The organism is Streptomyces sp. NPDC001700, assembly GCF_053596435.1.
Map to the genome: position 1 here is coordinate 1 of NZ_JBSFGE010000050.1, position 21,699 is coordinate 21,699.

At 70.2% G+C, this 21,699-nt stretch carries 11 protein-coding genes and 1 pseudogene; 6 read left to right on the plus strand and 6 right to left on the minus strand.

Going from position 1 to position 21,699, the window contains the following annotated elements:
- The coding region (locus tag ACWC5C_RS41315) for an SDR family NAD(P)-dependent oxidoreductase (protein WP_450884379.1) at positions 1 to 8,336 on the plus strand (8,336 nt) is incomplete at its 5' end.
- 126 nt (positions 8,337 to 8,462) lie between these two features.
- Here ACWC5C_RS41315 and ccrA read toward each other — a convergent pair.
- Positions 8,463 to 9,941 (minus strand): crotonyl-CoA carboxylase/reductase, encoded by a 1,479-nt coding sequence (gene ccrA, locus ACWC5C_RS41320; protein ID WP_450884381.1) that lies wholly within the window; start codon positions 9,939 to 9,941, stop codon positions 8,463 to 8,465.
- 100 nt (positions 9,942 to 10,041) lie between these two features.
- Here ccrA and ACWC5C_RS41325 point away from each other — a divergent pair, with 100 nt between their 5' ends.
- Positions 10,042 to 10,302 (plus strand): DUF5988 family protein, encoded by a 261-nt coding sequence (locus ACWC5C_RS41325; protein WP_450884383.1) that lies wholly within the window; start codon positions 10,042 to 10,044, stop codon positions 10,300 to 10,302.
- A gap of 87 nt (positions 10,303 to 10,389) precedes the next feature.
- Here ACWC5C_RS41325 and ACWC5C_RS41330 read toward each other — a convergent pair whose 3' ends face one another.
- Together ACWC5C_RS41330 and ACWC5C_RS41335 are read right to left on the minus strand one after the other, a co-directional pair.
- Positions 10,390 to 12,534, minus strand: coding sequence for an MMPL family transporter (locus ACWC5C_RS41330; protein ID WP_450884385.1), 2,145 nt, complete (start codon positions 12,532 to 12,534; stop codon positions 10,390 to 10,392).
- Positions 12,535 to 12,884: 350 nt separating this feature from the next.
- Positions 12,885 to 13,222, minus strand: a pseudogene (locus tag ACWC5C_RS41335) (response regulator transcription factor); the annotation flags it as partial.
- Positions 13,223 to 13,416: 194 nt separating this feature from the next.
- On the opposite strand from ACWC5C_RS41335, the gene ACWC5C_RS41340 reads away from it, so the two are divergent.
- Complete coding sequence (locus ACWC5C_RS41340) at positions 13,417 to 13,668, plus strand: hypothetical protein (RefSeq protein WP_450884387.1); 252 nt, start codon at positions 13,417 to 13,419, stop codon at positions 13,666 to 13,668.
- A 30-nt stretch (positions 13,669 to 13,698) separates the two neighbouring features.
- Here the strand turns inward: ACWC5C_RS41340 and ACWC5C_RS41345 are convergent, their stop codons facing one another.
- On the minus strand, positions 13,699 to 14,469 hold the full coding sequence (locus ACWC5C_RS41345) for a thioesterase II family protein (RefSeq protein ID WP_450884389.1): 771 nt from the start codon (positions 14,467 to 14,469) through the stop codon (positions 13,699 to 13,701).
- A 282-nt stretch (positions 14,470 to 14,751) separates the two neighbouring features.
- Here ACWC5C_RS41345 and ACWC5C_RS41350 point away from each other — a divergent pair, with 282 nt between their 5' ends.
- From ACWC5C_RS41350 to ACWC5C_RS41360, 3 genes are all read left to right on the plus strand, one after another.
- The gene (locus ACWC5C_RS41350) at positions 14,752 to 16,167 is read left to right on the plus strand and encodes a class I adenylate-forming enzyme family protein (protein ID WP_450884391.1); all 1,416 of its coding nucleotides are present in this window, start codon (positions 14,752 to 14,754) and stop codon (positions 16,165 to 16,167) included.
- Positions 16,164 to 17,078 carry an ACP S-malonyltransferase gene (locus tag ACWC5C_RS41355; protein ID WP_450884393.1) on the plus strand — a complete coding sequence of 305 codons (915 nt, stop codon included), beginning with the start codon at positions 16,164 to 16,166 and terminating at the stop codon, positions 17,076 to 17,078. Before ACWC5C_RS41350 ends, ACWC5C_RS41355 begins: the two co-directional genes overlap by 4 nt.
- Before the next feature lie 94 nt (positions 17,079 to 17,172).
- Positions 17,173 to 18,438 carry a sensor histidine kinase gene (locus ACWC5C_RS41360; RefSeq protein WP_450884395.1) on the plus strand — a complete coding sequence of 422 codons (1,266 nt, stop codon included), beginning with the start codon at positions 17,173 to 17,175 and terminating at the stop codon, positions 18,436 to 18,438.
- 69 nt (positions 18,439 to 18,507) lie between these two features.
- On the opposite strand, the gene ACWC5C_RS41365 is transcribed toward ACWC5C_RS41360, so the two are convergent.
- Both ACWC5C_RS41365 and ACWC5C_RS41370 read right to left on the minus strand, forming a co-directional pair.
- Positions 18,508 to 19,770 carry a cytochrome P450 gene (locus ACWC5C_RS41365; RefSeq protein ID WP_450884397.1) on the minus strand — a complete coding sequence of 421 codons (1,263 nt, stop codon included), beginning with the start codon at positions 19,768 to 19,770 and terminating at the stop codon, positions 18,508 to 18,510.
- 105 nt (positions 19,771 to 19,875) lie between these two features.
- Entirely contained in the window at positions 19,876 to 21,684 is a 1,809-nt protein-coding gene (locus tag ACWC5C_RS41370) for a type I polyketide synthase (protein ID WP_450884399.1), read from the minus strand.
- Between the last annotated feature and the right edge of the window lie 15 nt (positions 21,685 to 21,699).

Consider the following 21,699-nt stretch of genomic DNA (forward strand, 5'->3'; position numbering starts at 1 on the left):
ACATCCACGCCGTCGAAGCACACGGCACCGGCACCACACTCGGCGACCCCATCGAAGCCCAAGCCCTCCTCGCCACCTACGGCCAAAACCGCGACGCCGACCGGCCCCTCCTGCTGGGATCGATCAAGTCCAACATCGGGCACACGCAGGCCGCCGCAGGCGTCGCAGGTGTCATCAAAATGGTCATGGCCATGCGCCACGGCCAACTACCCCAGACCCTCCACGTGGACGAACCCACCCCCCACGTCGACTGGACCACCGGCTCGGTCGAGCTGCTCACCGAACACACCGACTGGCCGCAGACAGAGGCCCCACGCCGGGCAGGCATCTCCTCCTTCGGCGTCAGCGGCACCAACGCCCACGTCATCCTCGAACAAGCACCCACAACAGCAACCGAGCCGGAAGACAACCGCAACGCTCCCCCCGCCGTGCCATGGGTGCTGTCGGGGACGGGGCAGGACGGCCTGCGGGCGCAGATCGAGCGCCTCAAGTCCTTCGTACTGGACAACCCCCAGCTGGACCCCGTGGACATCGGCTGGTCCCTGGTCTCGACGCGCGCGACACTGTCACACCGCGCAGTGGTCGTCGGCACGAACCGCGACGAACTCCTCCACGGCCTGGACACGGTCGAAAACAGCGGCGCCGCAGAACCCGGCCGCAAGACCGTCTTCGTCTTCCCCGGTCAGGGTTCGCAGTGGACCGGCATGGCACTGGAACTCCTCGCCACCTCGACCGTGTTCGCCGAACGCATGCGAGAGTGCGCCGCCGCGCTGAGCCCGTTCGCCGACTGGTCACTCCTCGACGTCCTCAACGACGAGGAAGCGCTACGCCGGGTAGATGTCGTCCAGCCCGTGCTGTGGGCCGTCATGGTCTCCCTCGCCGAACTCTGGCGCTCCCACGGCATCACACCAGCCGCCGTCATCGGACACTCCCAAGGAGAAATCGCCGCAGCCTGCGTCGCAGGCGGCCTCACCCTCCAAGACGGCGCCCGCATCGTAGCCCTGCGCAGCAAAGCCCTCCTTGCCCTCTCCGGCCACGGCGGCATGGTCTCCGTACCCCTCCCCGCAGAGCAGCTGCGCGACCTAGACGGCCTGTCCATCGCCGCCATCAACGGACCCACCTCCACCGTCCTCTCCGGCAACAACCACACACTCGACACACTCCTCACCGAGTACCCGCAGGCCAAACGCATCCCCGTCGACTACGCCTCCCACTCCGACCACGTCGAACGCATCGAAGACGAACTCGCCCAAGCACTCGCGCCCATCACACCCCGGACGGGCACCATCCCCTTCTACTCCACCGTCACGGGCGCACTCACCGACACAGCGGAGCTGAACGCCGCCTACTGGTACCGCAACCTCCGCCACACCGTCGATTTCCAAGGCACCATCGAGAAGCTGCTCACCCTCGGCCACACCGTCTTCATCGAAACCAGCCCCCACCCCGTCCTCACCATCGGCATCCAGGACACCGCCGACACCACCAACACCCACATCCTGGCGACCGGCTCCCTACGACGCGATCACGGCGGGCTCGACCGCTTCTTCGCGTCTCTCGGGACCGTTTACGCACGTGGCGTCGAGGTGGACTGGCAGCAGCTGTTCGCCAGTTCCGGTGCGCGCCGGGTCGAGCTGCCGACGTACGCCTTCCAGCAGGAGCGCTACTGGCTGGAGCCTGCGCGGCCCGTGGCAGAGGCCGACGGGCTGGGGCTCGGAAGTGTGGAGCACCCGCTCCTGGGCGCGGTGCTCGCCCTGCCCGGTTCCGACGGCAGTGTGCTGACCGGGCGGCTCTCGCTGGACGGACAGCCTTGGCTGGCGGACCACGCGGTGCTCGGTACGGTCGTCTTCCCCGGCTCCGGGTTCGTGGAGCTGGCGCTGCAGGCGGGCAGGCGGTTCGGTCTGACCGTGGTGGAGGAGCTGGTCGAGCACGCTCCGCTCGTGATTCCGGATCAGGACGGGGACGGTGTCCAGATCCAGGTCGCGGTCGGTGCGGTGGACCAGCGGCAGCGTCGCTCGGTTACGGTCCATTCCTGCCGCTCGGACGAGTGGCTGCTCCATGCCTCCGGCACCCTGGTGGCCGCCGACGGCGAGCCGGTGGCGGAACGTCTGGCGGTCTGGCCGCCGGAGGGCGCGCGACGGCTCGACGTCTCCGAGGTGTACACGGCGATGGCCGAGCGCGGTCTCGGCCACGGGCCCACGTTCCAAGGGCTGCGTGCGGCGTGGGTCCGCGGTGACGAAGTGTTCGCCGAGGTGGCTCTGGCGCCGGAGGCACACGGGGACGCGACGCTGTGCGGTGTGCATCCCGCCCTGCTCGACGCGGCCCTGCACGCGGTGGGTCTCGGCGGGTTCCTGTCCGACGCCGACCGGGCGCATCTGCCGCTGTCGTGGACCGGTGTGTCCCTGCACGCGGTGGGCGCGTCGGCCGTCAGGGTCGCACTGTCGGCCGCCGGTACGGACGCGGTGTCGGCCGAGGTGGCCGACGTGACGGGCGCGCCGGTGCTGTCGGTGGCTTCGCTGTCGCTGCGGGCGCTGTCCGACGAGCGGATCGAGGACACTCGCGGGGTGGCCAACGACGCGCTGTTCCGGGTGGCGTGGAGCGAGGTCTCCGTGCCGGACGACACGGGCACGCCGCTGGTGGAGCTGGGTGATGTCGGTCCGGATGACGTATCCGTGCCCGAGACGCTGGTGCTGTCGTGCACCTCGGACGGCGATCCGGTCCCGGTGATGGTGTGCCGGGTGTTGGAGACGGTGCAGCGGTGGTTGTCCGACGATCGCTGCACGGGCTCGCGCCTGGTCGTGCTGACGCGCGGCGCGGTGTCGGCCACGGTGGGCGAGGGCGTGACGGACCTGGGTGCCGCCGCGCTGTGGGGGCTGGTGCGTAGTGCGCAGAACGAGCATCCCGACCGGGTCACGCTCGTGGATCACGACGGGCACCCGGGCTCTCTGGCCGTGTTGCCCGCCGCGGTGGCGGCGGGGCACGCGCAGTTCGTACTGCGGCAGGGCCGCGTTCTGGCGCCGCGGTTGGCCGATGCCGGTACGCGAGCGGCCGTTCCCGAGCCGTTGGGTGCGCGGGACACGGTGTTGATCACGGGTGGCACGGGTGCGCTGGGCGGTCTGGTGGCCCGGCATCTGGTCGAGCGCCATGGCGCGCGGGACGTGGTCCTGGCCGGCCGTCGCGGTGGCGCGGCTCCGGGCGCCGGTGAGCTGGCCGAGCGGCTGCGCGAACTGGGTTCCGAGGTGCGGGTGGTGGCCTGTGACGTAGCCGACCGGAAGGAGCTGGCGGAGCTGCTGGACTCCCTTCCGGAGCTGCGGGTGGTCGTCCACACCGCGGGGGTGCTCGACGACGCGGTGATCGAGTCGCTGACGCCGCATCAGGTTGAAGAGGTGCTGCGGCCGAAGGTCGATGGCGCGTGGCACCTGCACGAGCTGACGCGCGACCGTGACCTGGCCGAGTTCGTGCTGTTCTCCTCGTCCGCGGGGGTGCTGGGCAGCCCGGGGCAGGGCGCCTTCGCCGCGGCGAACAGCTATCTGGACGCGTTGGCGGCCCACCGCAGGGCGTCCGGCCTGCCCGGGGTGTCGGTGGCGTGGGGCTTGTGGGCCGAGCGCGGGGGCATGACTGCCCATCTCTCGGAGCAGGACCTCAGCAGGATGGCGCGGTCCGGTGTGACACCCCTCGCCACCGAGCAGGGGCTGCGGCTCCTCGATGTGGCGCGGACGGCCGGGGACGCGGTCGTCCTGGCCACGCCGCTGGACACGGCCACGCTGCAGGAGCAGGCCGACGCCGGTGCGCTGCCGGAGCTGTTCCGCGACCTGGTCCGCACTCCGCTGCGCCGTGCGAGCGGGGGCGGGATCGACGAGGAGTCGTCCCTGCGTTCGCGGTTGGCGGGGATGCCGGTCGCCGCGCAGGAGCAGTTCGTGCTGGACCTGGTGCGTGCGCAGGTCGCGACGGTGCTCGGGCACGATTCCCCGGCGGCGGTCGACGCGGGACGCACGTTCGGGGAGATCGGCTTCGATTCGCTGATCGCCGTCGAGCTGCGCAACCGGCTGGGCACCGCGACGGGTGTTCGTCTGCCTGCGACCACGGTTTTCGACTACCCGACGCCGCTGGTGCTGGCCGGACATCTCCGCACGGAGCTGGTCGGCGAGGCGGTCGGCGAGGCGGTCGGGACGGAGCGGGACGACGCCGCTCCGTCCCGGGGCACGGCGGAGTCGGCGGAGTCGGCGGACGATCCGATCGTCATCGTGGGCATGAGCTGCCGCTATCCGGGCGGGGCGACCTCCCCGGAAAAGCTCTGGGAGCTGCTCGGTGCGGGGCGGGACGCGATCTCGGACCTGCCGACGGACCGCGGCTGGGATCTGGATGGCCTGTTCAGCGACGACGCGGACGAGTCCGGCACGTCGTACGTCCGCGAGGGCGGCTTCGTCCACGACGCGGACGAATTCGACGCGGACTTCTTCGGGATCTCACCGCGTGAGGCGCTGGCGATGGACCCGCAACAGCGGCTGCTGCTGGAGGCCGCGTGGGAGGCGTTCGAGCGGGCCGGTGTCCCGGCGGCGTCGTTGAAGGGCAGCCGGACGGGCGTGTTCGTCGGCGGTGCTTCGCTGGGGTACGGCATGGGCGCCGACCAGGCGGCCGCGGCGGGCTCCGAGGGATACTTCCTGACCGGCGGCGCGGGCAGTGTGCTCTCGGGCCGGCTCTCCTACAGCTTCGGGCTGGAGGGGCCGGCGGTGACGGTGGACACGGCCTGCTCGTCGTCGCTGGTGGCACTGCACCTCGCGGTGCAGGCGCTGCGGTCGGGCGAGTGTTCACTGGCGCTGGCCGGTGGTGTGACGGTGATGGCCACACCCGGCGTGTTCGTCGAGTTCTCCCGTCAGCGCGGTCTGGCGGCCGACGGCCGGTGCAAGGCCTTCGCCGACGCGGCGGACGGCACCGGCTGGAGTGAGGGCGTCGGCATGCTGCTGGTCGAGCGGCTGTCGGACGCCGAGCGCAACGGCCACCAGGTACTGGCCGTGGTGCGGGGGTCGGCCGTCAACCAGGACGGTGCCTCGAACGGCCTCACGGCCCCCAACGGCCCTTCCCAGCAGCGGGTGATCCGGGCCGCCCTCGCGGACGCGGGGCTGTCCGCGTCGGACGTCGACGCGGTCGAGGCGCACGGCACGGGCACCCGGCTGGGCGACCCGATCGAGGCGCAGGCGATCCTGGCCACGTACGGCCGGGACCGGGACGCGGACCGGCCCCTGCTGCTGGGGTCGGTCAAGTCCAACCTCGGGCACACGCAGGCCGCGGCCGGTGTGGCCGGTGTGATCAAGATGGTGATGGCGATGCGCCACGGTGTGCTGCCACGGACGCTGCATGTGGACAAGCCGTCGTCCTTCGTGGACTGGTCGGCCGGCGCGGTGGAGCTGCTGACCGAGCAGACGGAGTGGCCGGAGGCCGCGCGCGCACGCCGGGCCGGTGTCTCGTCGTTCGGCGTGAGCGGCACCAACGCGCACGTGATCATCGAGGAGCGGCCCGCCCTGTCGGCCGGTACGGAGCCGGTGTCCGGGCTCGAGGCCACGCCCGAGCCGGAGCGGGAGCCGGAGCGGGAGCCGGAGCGGGCCGAACCGGTGGTCCTGCCGTGGGTGCTGTCCGGTCAGGGCGAACGTGGCTTGCGGGCCCAGGCCGAGCGGCTGCGATCCTTCCTGGAAGGGGAGCTGGAAGGGGAGGAGGGCACCCGGTTGAGGCCGTCCGACGTCGGCTGGTCGCTCGCGGCCACGCGGTCGGCGCTCTCGCACGGGGCGGCCGTGATCGGCTCCGACGGCGACGAGCTGCTGCGTGGTCTGGCGGCGCTCGCCATGGGCGAGCCCGCGCCTGGCGTGGTCGTGGACTCCTCGGCGCCCGGACGACTGGCGGTGCTGTTCACGGGTCAGGGTTCTCAGCGGGCGGGAATGGGCCGTGAGCTGTACGGCGCGTACCCGGTGTTCGCCCGGGCGTGGGACGAGGTCTGCGCGGCGCTGGATCCGTACCTCGAGCGTCCGCTGACCGAGGTGGTGGCCGATGGCACGGACTGCCTGAACGAGACCGCCTACACGCAGGCGGGGTTGTTCGCTCTGGAGGTGGCGCTGTTCCGGCTGGTGTCGTCGTGGGGTGTCGAGCCCGACTACCTGTTGGGCCACTCGATCGGCGAGCTGACCGCCGCGTACGTGGCAGGCGTGTGGTCGCTGCCGGACGCGGCGAGGATCGTCGCCGCGCGGGGTCGGCTGATGCAGGCCCTGCCGGCGGGCGGGGCGATGGTGGCGGTGGGCGCGTCCGCGGAGGACGTGGTGCCACTGCTGACCGACGGGGCGGGGATCGCCGCCGTGAACGGTCCGCAGTCGGTGGTGGTGTCCGGTGATGAGGACGCGGTGCTGGCCGTCGTCGACGTGCTGGCCGGGCAGGGCGTGAAGACGCGTCGGCTGCGGGTCAGCCACGCCTTCCACTCGCCGCGCATGGACGGCATGCTGACGGAGTTCGGCGAAACCCTCCAGAGCGTCGAGTTCCATGCGCCGCGGATCCCGGTGGTGTCGAACGTGACCGGCGCGGTGGCGGACCAGGAGCTGTGCACGCCCGGGTACTGGGTGCGGCACGTCCGTGAGACCGTGCGCTTCTCGGACGGGCTGACGCGCCTGCGGGAGCTGGGCACGACGACGTTCCTGGAGCTAGGACCGGACGGGACGCTGACCGCGCTGGCGCAGGCGGGTGGCTCCGGTCCCGAGGCCGCGTTCGTGCCCGCGCTGCGGGCCGACCGGTCCGAGACGGTCACGGTCACCACGGCCCTCGGCCAATTGCACGTCCGTGGCGTGCCACTGGACTGGCGACCGGTGTTCCCCGGCGCCCGGCGGGTGGAACTGCCGACGTACGCCTTCCAGCGGACCCGCTTCTGGCTGGAGGCGTCACGTGCGGCGGGTGAGGCGAGCGACTTCGGTCTGGGCGCGCTGGACCATCCGCTGGTGTCCGCGCTGGTGCCGCTGCCCGGTTCCGACGGCGGGCTCCTCACCGGAGTCATCGGCACGGGCGGGGGCGGTTGGCCTGGCGGGCGGGCGGACGCGGGGGCGGTGCTGTTCTCGACCGGCTTCGTGGAGCTGGTGCTCCAGGCCGGTCTCCAGTTCGGCAGCCACGTGGTCGAGGAACTCACCGTGCACGAACCGCTGATCCTCCCCGACCGGGGCGCGGTCCAGGTGCAGGTCTCGGTGAACGGTGCGGACGGGTCGGGCCGCCGTGAGGTGGAGGTGTACTGCCGTCGTGAAGCGGACCGTCCCGGCCGCGACCGGCGGGACCAGGGATGGGTGCGTCATGCCACGGCCGTCCTGTGCGAGGGCGGTAGCCCGGAGACGGGGGCCGCGGAAGCGTGGCCGCCCGCCGACGCGTGGCCGCTGGAGGACGCCGGGGTCCCGGCCTGGCGCCGAGGTGACGAGGTCTTCCTCGACATCGCGCTGTCGGCCGTGGCGCCGGGCACCGCGGACGCCGGACGCTGGGCCGTTCACCCGGCCCTGCTCGACGGGGCGTTGACCGGTGAGGTGCTGGCGGGATTCGTCGGCGACCCGAGGACGGCATATCTGCCGTCCGTCTGGAAGGGGGTCGGCCTGCACGCGGTCGGCGCGTCCAGGCTGCGGGTCACCCTGTCCCCGGCGGGCCCCGACACGGTGTCGCTGCGGGCGTCCGACGGCACGGGCGCGCCGGTGTTGTCGGTGGCGTCGCTGGAGCTCCGGCCCACGCCGGATGACCTGCTGGACCGGGTGGCCCTGCCGACGTCCGGTGATACCGGCGCTGAGCCGGAGGCCGGTGGTGTCCCAGTGGTGTCCGGATCGCAGGACGGGACGCAGGACGGGACGCAGGACGGGACGGCGCCTACGGGCATCCGCCAGGCCACCGAACCGGAGGCCAGGGACACTGCCGTGTCCCTGGTCCAGCGGCTGGCCGGATGCTCGGAGGAGGAGCAGGAGGAGCTGTTGCTGGAGGTGGTCCGCGGCCAGATAGCGATCGTGCTCGGATACGCCGACAGCACGCTCGTCGACCCGGACCGCGGGCTTCTGGACATGGGCTTCGACTCGGTGGCGGCGGTGCGGCTGCGCAACCAGCTGGAGCAGGAGACCCAGCTCAGTCTGCCGACCACGCTGGTCTTCGAGCACCCCACGGCGGTTGGCCTCGCCCGGCATCTGCGGGAGGAGATGCTGCCCGGCGACGCCGCGGCGGCCATCCTCGTGCTCGAGGAGCTGAACAAGCTCGACGATTCGATCCTCGGGCTCGACCCGGAGAGCGCGGCGCGGGTACGGATTTCCGGCCTGCTCCAGGGGCTGTCCGCCAAGTGGCTCTGACGGCCTCACTGTCCCCCACCCCCGGGGCCGGACGGGCTGGACTTCCAGCCCGTCCGGCGTCCGGGGGAAAGGGAGCGGGCCACCGCCGAAGCGATGGCCCGCTGGGAACAGCGACCTGAGTGGTGCTCATCCAATCCGGAAGCGGTTGATGGCCGGTTCGTGCACGGCCCGCAGCTCGGGGTCGCTGACCCCAAGGCCCTCCCGAGGGGCCAGACAGAGCACGCCCACCTTGCCGTGGTGCCGGTTGCCGTGGACGTCCTGCACCGCCTCGCCGATCTCGGCGAGCGGGTAGGTGCGCGACAGCGTGGGGTGGATCCGGCCCTTGACGACCAGGCGGTTGGCCTCCCACGCCTCGCGGTAATTGGCGAAGTGGGAACCGACGATCCGCTTCAGGTGCATCCACAGATAGCGGTTGTCGAACTCGTGCCGATAGCCGGAAGTCGAGGCGCAGGTGACGACGGTGCCGCCCCTGCGGGCGACATAGACCGAGGCGCCGAAGGTCTCCCGGCCCGGGTGCTCGAAGACGATGTCCACGTCCTCGCCGCCCGTCAGCTCGCGGATCCTGCCGCCGAAGCGCTTCCACTCACGCTGATCCTGGGTGTGCTCGTCCCGCCAGAACCGGTAGTCCTCGGCGCTGCGGTCGATGATGGCTTCGACGCCCATCGCCCGGCAGATGGCCGCCTTCTGTTCGCTGGAGACCACGCAGACCGGCGTCGCGCCCCCGGCCAGGGCGTACTGGGTCGCGTACGAGCCGAGACCGCCGCCCGCGCCCCAGATCAGCACGTTGTCGCCCACCTTCATACCGGCGCCGTTGCCCGACACCAGCTGGCGGTACGCGGTGGAGTTGACCAGCCCGGGCGCGGCCGCCTCCTCCCAGGTGAGGTGTGCGGCCTTGGGCATCAGCTGGTTGGCCTTGACCAGGGAGAGCTGGGCCAGGCCGCCGAAGTTGGTCTCGAAGCCCCAGATGCGCTGCTCGGGGTCCAGCATCGTGTCGTTGTGGCCCGCAGCGTCCTCCAGCTCGACGGACAGGCAGTGTGCGACCACCCGGTCACCGGGCTGCCAGCGGCGCACCCCGGGGCCGGTGCGCAGCACCACCCCGGAGAGGTCCGAGCCGATCACGTGATAGGGCAGGTCGTGACGGGCGGCCGGGCCGCCGGTGCGGGCGTAGCGCTCGAGAAAGGCGAACGTCGGCACCGGCGAGAACAGCGCGCTCCACACCGTGTTGTAGTTGACCGAGCTGGCCATGACGGCGATCAGTGCCTCGCCGGGGCCGGGCTCGGGGGTCGGTACGTCATCGATGTGAACGGACTTGGCGGGCTCCCGGTCGGCGACCGGGATTCCGTCGAACATGCCCTGTTCGTCTTTGTAGAGCACGGCCGCTCGGTACGACTCCGGTACCGGCAGAGACGCAATGTCACACGGCGCCACATCCGGCGCTTCGATCGCGGCGACCAGGTCGGCTATCACTGCGGTCTCCCGTTGTTCCAGTGGTGAAGATCTCGACCGGTTCGGCACGGTCGCCACGTACGCATTCCTATGACGATAGGCAGCGGCCCGGCGCGGGTGTACCCCTACCGAACCCCTCGAACACGCACCCCAGTCCATTTTCGATTGTCTGCCCTAATTACTCGTTCCATAGGGGCAGTTGAGGGGTATCCGGGCGGGCTGCCCCAAAGAAGAATCATTGCGAGACGAGAGGAGGCCCATGCGTAGAGTCGTCCAAGATTCCTCCGCCATGGCGATGCGCTCGGTGCAGCTGGAAGGCGGGCCCAGCGGGTTGTCCGGATCAGTCAAGCTGACCGAACTGGACGAGGTGATCTTCTCTGAGGAGAAGATCAAGATCCGTTACGGCAATGGTTACGAGCATTTCGAATCCATACACGCACCGCTGCAGCGGACCACCAGCGGTACGGAATCCGAGCTCATCACCTTTCGATGGATCGGCCGTACCAAGATCGCAGAATAGGCGAGAGCACCCCGCCTCCCGCGAAGGCCGGGGTCACGGATGATCCGTGACCCCGGCCTCAGCCGTGTCGGGGGCGATCCGGTCGGGTCAGTCCCGCCGGTCGCCGGAGCCGTGCGGCGCGTACGGGCCTCCGCCCTGGACGGATACCGCGTGCTGGTCCGCCCGGTATGGCGCGTCCTCGAGCGGCGCCTGCGGCCTGATGCGGCGCGGCCACCAGGCGGCGCGGCCGAACAGGGTGGTGAGGGCCGGTGTGAAGAACATCGCCATGACGAACGAGGCGATGACGATGCCGAACGCGACCGCGAAGCCGGTCTGTGCGAGCGTGACGTCGTTGGCCAGCGTCATCGAGGCGAAGGTGCCGGCGAGGATCACACCGGCGGCCGCGATGGTCGGACCCGCGTGCTGGATGCTCTTGGCCGTGGCCTCCCGGGGGGCGAGGCCTTCCTTGGCCTCTTCACGTAGTCGGGCGACCATCAGGATGTTGTAGTCGGTACCGATGGCCACGACGAACAAGTACATGATGACGGGCAGGAAGAAGGTCAGTCCGGGCTCGCCCTGGACCTTCTGGAAGAGCAGCACCGTAGCGCCGAGCGTGGCTCCGAAACCGAGCGCCACCGACAGCATCAGATAGATCGGTGCGATGAGGCTGCGCAGCAGGAGGGCGAGGATCAGCATGATCAGCGCAGCCGCGGTGGGGAACACCACCGAGAAGTCGCGGTTGACGGCCTTGTTGATGTCGACGAAGACGGACGTGACCCCGCCGACCTTGGCCTCCGTACCGGACGGTGCGGCCTCGTGGGCCGTGGTGCGCAGCGGGCCGCGGACGATGTCCATGGCCTTGCTGCCGACCGGGTCCGCCGTCAGGACCACACTGAACTCGGCGGTTTCGCCGTCCTTGCTCAGCTGCGAGCGGGTGACGGAACCGACCCCCTCGACCTTCTTGAGGCTGTTGAGGTAAGCGGTCATCTCCTTCTGTTCGAGCTTCTCACCTTCTGTGGAGCGCATCAGGACGGTGCTGGGGTTGGTGCTGCCCGCCGGGAGGTCCTTGCGCATGTCGAACGTCGCCACGGAGGACTCGTTGGACGTGTCCACCTTCTGCTCGGAGGAGAACACCGGCTCGTAGCCGATCGAGCCGACCGCCAGGGCAGCCATGAGCAGGCCGGAGGCGCCCAGGAACAGGCCGGGGCGGCGGGCGACGGCCCGGCCCATGGCACCGAAGCGGGCCGCGCGCGGCTCGTGACGCCAGGCCTTGGAGGGCCAGAACACCTTGGTGCCCATCAGGGAGACGATGGCCGGGATCAGGGTGAGGCAGGCGAGCAGGGTCACGGCGATGGCGATGGCGAGTGCCGGGCCCATGGAGATGAGGAAGCTGAGCGAGGAGAGCAGCAGCGCGAGGAAGCAGACGATGACGGCGCCGGCCGCGGACGCGATGGCCTCGCCGACCCTGCCGACGGCGGAGGCCATCGCGGTCTTCGGGTCCTCCCCGACGCGCAACCGCTCCCGGTAGCGGAACATCAGGAACAGGATGTAGTCGGTGCCGACGCCGAAGAGCACCACGATCAGCAGCGAGGACACGGAACTGTCGGCCTTGAGGTCGAAGGCCTTCGCGGAGATCGCGATGAGCCCGTTGGCCACCTGCGAGACCAGGGTGATCCCGACGATCGTGAGGATCGTGATGGTCGGGCTGCGGAAGATGACCGTCAGCAGCAGGATGATCAGGCCGATGGTGCCGAGGAAAATCAGTGAGTCGGCGCGCTTGGCCGCCTCTTCGGCGTCCAATTGGGTGGCGGCGTCACCGGTGATGCCGGTTTTCAGACCCGTGCCCTTCACCAGGGGCCCCAGGTCGTCCCGCATGTCCTCGACGGTGTGCTGCTGGCTCTTGTCGCCCGCCTTCACGTCGGCCATCGACACCAGTACCGTCTGCACCTTCTTGCGCGGGGACGGCGGCGCGGTGATGACCTGTTCGACCTTGTCGTACTTGTTGCCCTTCAGTGTCTCGCCGACCTTGGCGACCCGCGCCGAGTCGGCGCCCTGAAGGGGCTTGCCGTCCTCGCGCGTGAACACCACGATCGCGGACGGACTGAAACCCTGCGGGAAGGCGTCTGCCTGGATCTTCTGCGCCTGGATCGACTCGTATTCCTTGGGCAGAAACTCCGCCTGGTCGGACGTGGTGGTGAGGGACGGCGCCGTGGCGATCACGGCTGTCGCGGCGATGAGCCAGCTTATGATCACCAGCCATCGGTGGCCGACGACGAATCGGCCTAGTGCACTGAACATGGTTCCTCCGCTCCGGTCTACGCCGGAGTGCTTGATCTTCCAGGGCCTGGGTGTGGTGCCGCGCATCTCGGCCGTAGCGCTCTGGGGCACGCCCCGTCCGCCTCACGAGCTGTTTCCGCGTTCACAGCCAAACAGCCGGCCCGACGGGAGCGGCAGAGCGCTTCGTGGGAAGTGGACACGACCAAGGTCGCTATCTACGGGGCGTAGTACCGACTTTCGTACGCTCGGCAACGGCCCGCGGCTGGTCCAGGGGCAGGACCGTATGGCCGCCTTCTTCATGCGCTCCTCCGCGACGCGGAGGAGTTTCAGCGGTTGATCAGGTTGGCGTCGTAGGCGAGCAGTCCCGCCTGGGTCCTGTTGGCGCACTCCAGCTTGACGAGCATGCGCGAGACATACCCCTTGATCGTCGCTTCGCTCAGGAACAGCTTCGTGGCGATCTGGGCGTTGGACAACCCCTCACCCACACAAGTCAGCACGCCCTGCTCGCGCTCCGTGAGCCGCCCGACCAGTTGCTTGGCCGCTTTCGGGTCTCATCCTCGCCGGATGCGCTGGCCAGCATGCGACGGGCGGCGACCGGCGAGAGCACCGTGTGTCCGTCCGCGGCGACCCGTACGAGCCCGATCAAGTCTTCCGGCGGCGTCGACACCATTGGCTCGTCGTCGACGACCACTGCCTGAACGACTTCACGCCCCATGCGGCCCACGATACCCATCGGTCGGTCAGGCGGGCAGTGCTGATTCCCTTTCACGCCTTCGTGGTCAACGAGAGCTTGATAGGAATCCCGCGTCAGTCGTAACCTTGCGTCCGGCTCAAGGACTTGCCGTACTTTCGTGGCTGTTGACTGATCCGCCCTACGGAAAGGCCCCCGTGAAGTTCGACTTCCTCCAAGTCCTCGGTGTGCTCCTCTTGGTGCTCGGCGCCCAGGGTGCGATCCGCCTGGTCATCGACCACGACCAACTGGGCCTGCTCGGCGGGCTCGACGCGGGCTTCGGCGGTACCCTCACCGTGTACGTGGTCGCGGCCGTGGCCGGTGCCGTACTCGCGGGCTGGGCACGCGATCGGGCAAAGGCACTGGGCCGCCGGAAATAGCCCAAACGGCGCCGAAGATCGCGCCAGTCGCTACGCGGAGCCTTGCCGGACGCCACTCAGAGCGTCGCTGACCAGTTCGCCGATCTCGCGCACGTGGTCGTTGAGGAAGAAATGCCCGCCGGTGAACGCGCGGACGTCGCACGCGGCCGTCGTGTGCGTGTGCCAGCCGGCCGCCTCCTCCGCCGTGACGCGGCCGTCGTCCTCGCCCCTGAGCACCGTAACGGGCGCGCGCAGCGCGCTGCCGGGCTCCGCGCGGTACGTACGCACCGCTTCGTAGTCCGCGCGGACGGCGGGCAGCGTGAGGCGCAGCAGCTCGTCATCGGCGATGAGCGTCGCGTCGGTCCCGCCGAGGGCGCCCATCTGCTCGATCACTCCGTCGTCGTCGAGGTGCCGGAAGTCCTCGATCTCGCGAAGCGACGAGGGCGCGCGGCATCCGGAGGCGAAGAGCCGCTCCAGGCCGAAGCCGTCGCGCCGTTCCAGACGCCGCGCCACCTCGAAGGCGAGGATGGCGCCCATGCTGTGCCCGAAGAAGGCGACCGGCCCATCGAGCCACGGGCCGAGCTCTGCGGCGACCGCGTCGGCGAGCGCCCCCATGTCCTGGACCGGAGGTTCGAGGCGCCTGTTCTGGCGCCCCGGGTACTGCACCGCCAGGACGTCCAGGTCCGCGGAGAGGCAGCGCGAGAGGGGGAAGTAGGCGGAGGCCGCACCGCCCGCGTACGGGAAGCAGACGACGCGTACGGCGCCGGCCGGACTCCGCGTCAGCGGGAGAAACCACGGACTCGTTGTTGTCGGCTGTTGCATCGGATGCGTGCCCTCGCTCCCAGCGATCGTCAGACCCGGACACGGCGATCGTAAGCCGCGGGCCATCCCCGGCCGGTACCCCTGGCTCGCCCCTGCCGCCCCCGCCGCGGAAGCGGTGGAGAAGACAAGGGACCGTAGGGGGGCGGTCAGGGTTCCACGCCGAGCCCATGGCTCCGAGACTCTCTCCAGGCCCCTGGATTCCCCTCACTTCCACCCCTCGGGCCCTGGGGTCGCTCGCTCTGCGGCTCCCTTGTCCGGTGCGAGGAAGGAATCGTGCGACCGATGAGCGCGAAAATCTTTGCCCATGACTCGGTACGGACCCTCGACCGCTTCGAGTACGAGACCCTGCAGCTCGCTCAGGTGCTCCGCGAGCAGGGAGTCGGTCCCGGGGACCGCGTCACCCTGAAGGCCGGGAACTCGGCCCCCTGGCTCGCGTCGCTGCTCGCGCTGATGCACATCGGGGCGTCGATCGTCCTGGTCGACCAGCAGGAGCACATCGAGGAGACCCGGCGGATCGTGTTGCGCACCGGCTCCAAGCTGGTCCTGTGCGACGAAGACGCCCCGCTGGACGATGGCCAGGAGGCCCTGTTCCTCTACGAGTTGCTCGCCGGCTCCGTCGGCCGGACCCCGGTAGACGAACGGCTCGACTTCGAGACCTGGTGCGACCTGCCGGACGCCCTGATCATGTGGACGTCGGGTTCGACGGGCTCGCCCAAGGGCGTCGTCAAGTCGGGCCGCAAGTTCCTGAAGAACCTGGAGCGCAACGCCGACCAGGTCGGACACCGCTCCGACGACGTGCTGCTGCCCTTGCTGCCGTTCGCTCACCAGTACGGTCTGTCGATGGTTCTGATCGCCTGGCTGCGGCGGTGCTCGCTGGTGATCGCGCCGTACAAGCGGCTCGACCGTGCCCTGGTGATGGCAGGGCTGACGGGGGCTACGGTGATCGACGCGACTCCCGCCAGCTACCGCAGCATGCTCAACCTCGTGTCGCGCAAGCCGATTCTGCGTCCCATCCTCGCGGGGGCGCGCATGTTCTGCGTCGGCGCGGCCCCGCTGGACGAGCCGCTGGTGAAAGCCTACGCACAGCAGTTCGGCATGCCGCTCCTGGACAGCTACGGCAGCACGGAGCTCGGCAACATCGCCTTCGCGACGCTCGACAACCCGGTGGCCTGCGGGCAGCCCATGGAGGGCATCCGGCTGCGGGTCGTGGACGAGGACGGCCGCCCGGTCGCCGTGGGTGCCGTCGGCGAGTTGGAGGTCGACACACCGGACGCGCTGGAGGGCTGGCTCGACGACTCCGGCGCGATCGAAGCGGTGCCGCCGGGCTGGCAGCGCACGGGTGACCTGGGGTACCTCGACGAAGGGGGCAACGCCTTCGTCCTGGGCCGCAAGTACGCGGTCCACCGCAAGGGATACACCCTTTATCCCGAGCTGATCCAGCGGACCGTGGAGGCCAAGGGGTGCTCGGCGCGGATCGTCGCCCTGCCCGACGAGCGGCGCGGCGCCCAGCTGGTGTTCTTCGTCGAGGACGGCGAGGGCCGTCCGGCGGCTTACTGGCGCGAAGAGCTGCGGAACATGCTGGCAGCGTATGAGCGGCCCGACCGGGTCGAGGTCCTTGGCAGCTTCCCCCTCAACCGCAACGGCAAGCCCGACATGCGGGCGCTGGAGAAGCTGGCGAAGGAGGCGCGCGTCGCATGACCACCGCGATCGTCTTTCCCGGCATGGGGCCGTCGCGATTCGCCGACGCGGGCCGCTTCATGCTCCTGAACCCGTATGCCCGCAAGCGACTCGCGGTGGCCGACGAGGTACTCGGCTACCGGGTGGCCGAGCGCTTCCGCGACGGCGGCGCCGACTACTCCGAGTACGCGCAGGTGGCGTTCCTGGTCAACTGCCTCGCTCTCGCCGACCGCGCGGCCGACCGTGCCCAGGAGGAGCCCGCGGTCTGCGTGGGGCCCAGCTTCGGGCAGAAGGCCGCCGTCGCCTATGCGGGCTCCCTGTCCTACGAGGACACGCTGCGGGTGACCGTGGCGATGGCGCGATGCGAGGAGGAGTACTTCCGCGAGCACCACCAGGACGTGGTGACGCACTCCTTCACCCGGCTCCCCGAGGACCGGCTCAAGGAGGCCCTGGCCGAACTCGACGCCGACGGCGAGTGGTACGAGTTCTCCGGCTACCTCGACGACGGCTTCCATATGCTGTCGTTGCGCGAGGGCCGGCTCGACCGGTTCAAGAAGCGGATCAGCGACCTGGGCGGGTACTCGATGTACTCGATGCGGCCGCCGGTGCACGCCCCGGCGTTCGCCGAGTTGCGCCGGAGAGTGGAACGCGAGGTCCTGTCCGGTCTCACGGTGCGGGCACCGCGAGTCCCGCTCGTCGCCGACCAGGACGGTACGGTGCTGGACTCGGCCGAGGGCGTCCGCACGATGCTGCTCGACACCTTCGACCGGCCCGTCGACTGGCGTGCCGTCGTCAACACCCTCACCGGACTCGGCGTGACCCGGCTGCTGTTCAGCGGCGCCGACAACCTCTTCCGCAGACTCGACCGCACCAAGCGCACCTTCGACGTGCACAGCCTCACCCCGAAGTCGGCGGTCGCCCCTCGGATGTGAGGCCCGCCGTCGCGATGCGACCGCGTACGTCCACCGGGCCCGGGCCGGCCTCTCGGACATCGCTAATATAAGTCCGGTGGAACGGTCTGAGTGGATGCCCGAGCGCACACGTATCTCGTACTCCTGGGGCGACCGCGCAGTCGACCTCGTTCTGTGTCTCCTGGTCCTGGCGGCACTCGCCGCGATCCTCCGGTCGGCCCAGTCCACCAAGGACTGGGTCTCGCCGATGCTCCAGGCGTTCGCCGCGTTCTCGCTGCTGTTCCGTCGCACGGCACCCACATGGATCATGGGTCTGATGCTGGTCGCCGCGATGCCCCTGCTCGTGGCGGGAGTGTTCCCCGCCACGATGCCGGAAGTGGACCGGGCCGGGGTGTGGGTGCCGCTCGCGACGCCGTTCGCCTGCTACAGCGTCATGGTGTACGGCTCTGACCTGGCCCGCGGCTGGGGACTCACGTGCGTGCTCACCCTGATCGCCGCCCGACCGTGGACGCCGGAGGTCGACATCATCGCGCCCGGCCTGCTCCTCACGGCGGTGCCCGCGCTGGCCGGGATGTACGTACGGTCCCAGCGCAGGCTCGCAGACGTGCTCAGGGACCGTGCCGAGCGAGCGGAGCGAGAGCAACACCTGCTCACTGAGCAGGCCAGGTCGGAGGAGCGGGCGAAGCTGGCGGTGGAGATGCACGACATCATCACGCACCGGGTGAGCCTGATGGTCCTGCACGCGGGGGCGCTGGAGCTGAGCACTCGTGAGGACTCGACCCGTGTCGCGGCCGGAGAACTGCGCTCGGCTGGTCACCAGGCCTTGGAAGAACTGCGCGAGTTCCTCGGCGTGCTGCGCTCGCGGCCGGGCACGGCCGACGACCAGACCGGCGACGGCCGCACTGGTGACGACGGTGAGGCGGGCTGGCGGGACGGCGGCCCCGAGCAGACGGCCGAGGAGCCCCCCGGGCCCGATCTGGCGTCTCTGGTCGACGAATCGACGGCGGCGGGCATGCGGATCGAGTTCGTCCGCACCGGCAACCCCGGTGTGGTGTCGCCGGTGATCGGCCGCACCGCGTACCGGGTCGTCCAGGAGGCCCTGTCCAACGCGATCAAGCATGCGCCGGGCGCTCCCGTCGAGGTGCGCGCCCGCTACGACACGGAGCAACTGCACCTGACCGTATGCAACGCGGAACCTGAGCGGGGACCCGTCGTCGAGCTGAGTCGCAGCGGCTCCGGTGTGGGCTTGATGGGCCTGCACCAGCGGGTCGAGCTGGTGGGAGGCGAGATGCGCGCGGGGCCCGGACAGGACGGCGGCTTCGAGGTCGACGCCCGGCTGCCGGTCTTCGTCCCGGCCTCGGAGGCTCCACGCCGCCGCTGACACCGGCTCCGGCCCGCCGTCGCACGGGGCGGTACGAGGGCGGGCCGGTGGAGAAGGGTGCGGGGCCTGTCAGCTCACGGCGAGCGGGAAGGTCTCCAGACCGCTGATGACGGGCGAGCTGCGCCGCCTGCGCGGGCCGTTGAAGCGCAGCTTCGGCATCCGTTCCACGAGGACCCGCAGCGCCACGTCACCCTCCATCCGGGCCAGCGGTGCGCCGATGCAGTAGTGGATGCCGCCGGAGAAGGAGAGGTGCTCCGGCTCGCCCTCGCGCAGGACGTCGAAGCGGTCCGGGTCCCGGTACACCTCGGGGTCGTGGTTGGCCGCACCGACGAGGACGACGAGCGCCTCGTCCACTTTGACCCGCTGTCCGGCCAGCTCGATCTCCTCGTGCGGGATGCGAGTGGCCTGCAGGGCCGGCGAGTCGTACCGCATGGTCTCCTCGACGACCTTCGGGGCGAGGTCCGGGTCGTCGCGGAACAACTCCCACTGGTCGGGGTTCTCCAGGAGGGCCAGCGTGCCGTTGCCGATGAGGTTCGTGGTGGTCTCGAAACCGGTCACCGCGAGCACCGCGCACAGGGCGAGCAGTTCGTGCTCGGTGACCTTGCCCTCGCCGTGCGCGTCGCTGAGCACGGTGACGAGGTCGTCAGCAGGCTCGCCACGACGCAGCTCGATCAGCTCGGCGAACAGCTTCAGGTACTCGCTGTGCGCGCGCCTGAAGTCCCGGGCCATGCTCAAGGACTTGACGCCGTCGATGACCGAGCCGATGACCCGGCCGTGCCGGTAGAACCGCTCGTGCTCGCTCTCCGGCACACCCAGCATATCGCCGATCACGGCGATGGGCAGCGGCCCGGCGTAGTCGCGGATCAGGTCGAACTCGCCCTGCTTCTCCGCCTCGTCGAGCAGTTCGTGGCAGATCCGCTCCACGGCGACGCGGTACTGGGCGATCTTCCGTGGTGTGAACGCGGGCTGGGCGAGGCGGCGGATACGGGTGTGGTCCGGCGGGTCGAGGTTGAGGATCGATCCGTCCCAGCCGATGCGCTCCATCAACTGCATGCCCGGAGCCCTGCCGTTCGTATGGCAGATGTTCAGGCGCCGGTCCCGCAGGATCTCCGTGCCGAGCGTGTGGCTGGTGACGACCAGGGCGTTGCCCTTGCTGCGGTACAGCGGGCCGCCCTCACGGATGATGGCGTACTGCGGGCGCGGATCCTGGACACCGAGCAGGATGTCGATGTACGGGTCGCCCTTCATCGCCGCTTTCATCAGCGGGCGTCCGACCTTCAGCTGAGCTCCGAGGAACAGGTCGCCGAGTCGCGACCCCGTTGCCGTGGTCATGCCGCCCCCATCGATTGTCATGTGAACTGCCTTCCGTTGAACATGGGCGCCCTCACCGGCCCGCGCTTCCGGCCGCCCCTGCGAGAGGGGCGGCCAAGGGCCCGGTCAGCCGAGGCCGCGCAGCCATTCGTCGATGGCCGCCGCGGTGGTGGCGGAGTGGTCCCGGGTGATGGTCCAGTGGTTGCCGGGGACGTCGATCGTGTCGTGTGGCAGCTCCCAGTCGGTGCGCCAGTCGTAGTCCTCCGTCCACTCCCCCACGGGGTCGGACGCGCGGACCATGAGCGTCCTGCCACTGATCTCACCGGGCGGCATCCAGTTCATCTTGCAGTAGCGGCCCATCGCGGTAAGCCACTCCTCGCCCCAGATGTCGTCGCCGCTGTCGCCGAACGCGCTGGTCTGGTCCTCCACGACGCTGTGCAGGATCTTCGGCCCGAAGTGCCGGTAGATCGCCTCGTTGCGTGTGTAGGTGTCCAGGAGTACGACGGCGGCCGGCGGGAGGCCGATGCTCTCCAGGTAGTGGGCGACGTAGAAGGCCACGGTGCCGCCGGACGAGACGCCGCCGAGGGCGAACGGCTTCCCGTCCACATAGCGCGCGATGCTCTCGGCGTGCAGTTTGGTCGCGGCCATCAGGTCCGCCGGCAGCGGGTCACCCGCGAGGAAGCCCGGCTGGAAGAGCGCGGAAACGTCGCGCTTGCCGCGGAATCCGGTGGCGAGGCCGGAGTAGTCGTACGGACCGGCCTTGCCGATGAACGCGGACAGCAAGATCAGGCTCGGCGTCTCGTCGCCCCGGCACAGCCGCACCGGGCTCGGCACCCGGTCGAGCTCGGACGGGTCGCTGAAGGTCCTGCGGAAGTTCGCCGCGGAGTCCAGGACATTGATGAAGTCGTCGATCCTGCCCTCCGCGACGGCCTGTTCGAAGAGGGTGTTGAGCGTGCCCTCCGAGCGCTTTCGCACGGGCGGGGAGGCCACTGCGCCCGAGGATCCCGGAACCCCCTGGGCGCCTGCTCCGGCGTCCCCGGTGAGCTCGGCGGCGAGATGCTCGGCGAGCACCTGCGGCGTCGGGTGGTCGAAGACGATCGTGGCCGGAAGTCGCAGACCCGTGGCTGCGGTGAGCCGGTTGCGCAGCTCGACGGAGGTGAGCGAGTCGAACCCGGCTTCCATGAACGGCCTCTCGGGGATGACCTCTTGAGGGCTGCCGTGACCGAGGACCAGGGCGACGTGGTGGCGCACCACACCGAGCAGGTGCTCGGTGCGCTGAACACCGGTCAGGGCGGCCAGCTGTCGCAGCAGCCCGGCGGCGTCGTTGTCTCCGGCCGTTCCGTCCGTGGCACGTCGGCTCCGCGGCCGCACCAGGCCGCGCAGCAGCGCCGGCACGGCCCCGGACCGGGGGGCTGACGTGTCGAGGTCGATGGGAACGAGGACGGCCTCGTCGACCCCGGTGGCCGTGTCGAACAGCGCCAGCCCCTGCTCGGCGGACAGCGCCCGGCCGAGCCTGCCCACGCGCCGTACGCTCGCGTCGTCCAGGTGCTCTGTCATCGTGCTGCGCTCAGCCCACATGCCCCACGCCAGCGACTGCGCGGCAAGCCCTCGCGCACGACGGTGCTGCGCCAGAGCGTCCAGGAAGTGGTTGGCCGCCGCGTAGTTGCCCTGCCCCGGCCCGCCGAACGTGCCGGCCGCCGAGGAGAAGAGCACGAACATGGCCAGATCCATATCCCGCGTCAGCTCATGCAAATTCAGCGCCGCATCAACCTTCGGCCGGAACACCCCCTCAATCCGCTCCGGCGTCAACGACGCGATCACCCCGTCATCCAACACCCCCGCCGTATGCACCACCCCCGTCAACGGCCGCTCCAACGACCCCAACAACCCCGCCAACCCATCCCGATCAGCCACATCACACGCCGCGAACCGCACCCGCGCGCCCAGCTC

Coding starts and splice junctions, on each gene's coding strand:
- ACWC5C_RS41365 (WP_450884397.1), bottom strand. CDS start 19,770: ATGACCACGGCAACGGGGTCGCGACTCGGCGACCTGTTCCTCGGAGCT.
- ACWC5C_RS41360 (WP_450884395.1), top strand. CDS start 17,173: ATGCCCGAGCGCACACGTATCTCGTACTCCTGGGGCGACCGCGCAGTC.
- ACWC5C_RS41345 (WP_450884389.1), bottom strand. CDS start 14,469: ATGCAACAGCCGACAACAACGAGTCCGTGGTTTCTCCCGCTGACGCGG.
- ccrA (WP_450884381.1), bottom strand. CDS start 9,941: ATGGACTGGGGTGCGTGTTCGAGGGGTTCGGTAGGGGTACACCCGCGC.
- ACWC5C_RS41355 (WP_450884393.1), top strand. CDS start 16,164: ATGACCACCGCGATCGTCTTTCCCGGCATGGGGCCGTCGCGATTCGCC.
- ACWC5C_RS41325 (WP_450884383.1), top strand. CDS start 10,042: ATGCGTAGAGTCGTCCAAGATTCCTCCGCCATGGCGATGCGCTCGGTG.
- ACWC5C_RS41350 (WP_450884391.1), top strand. CDS start 14,752: ATGAGCGCGAAAATCTTTGCCCATGACTCGGTACGGACCCTCGACCGC.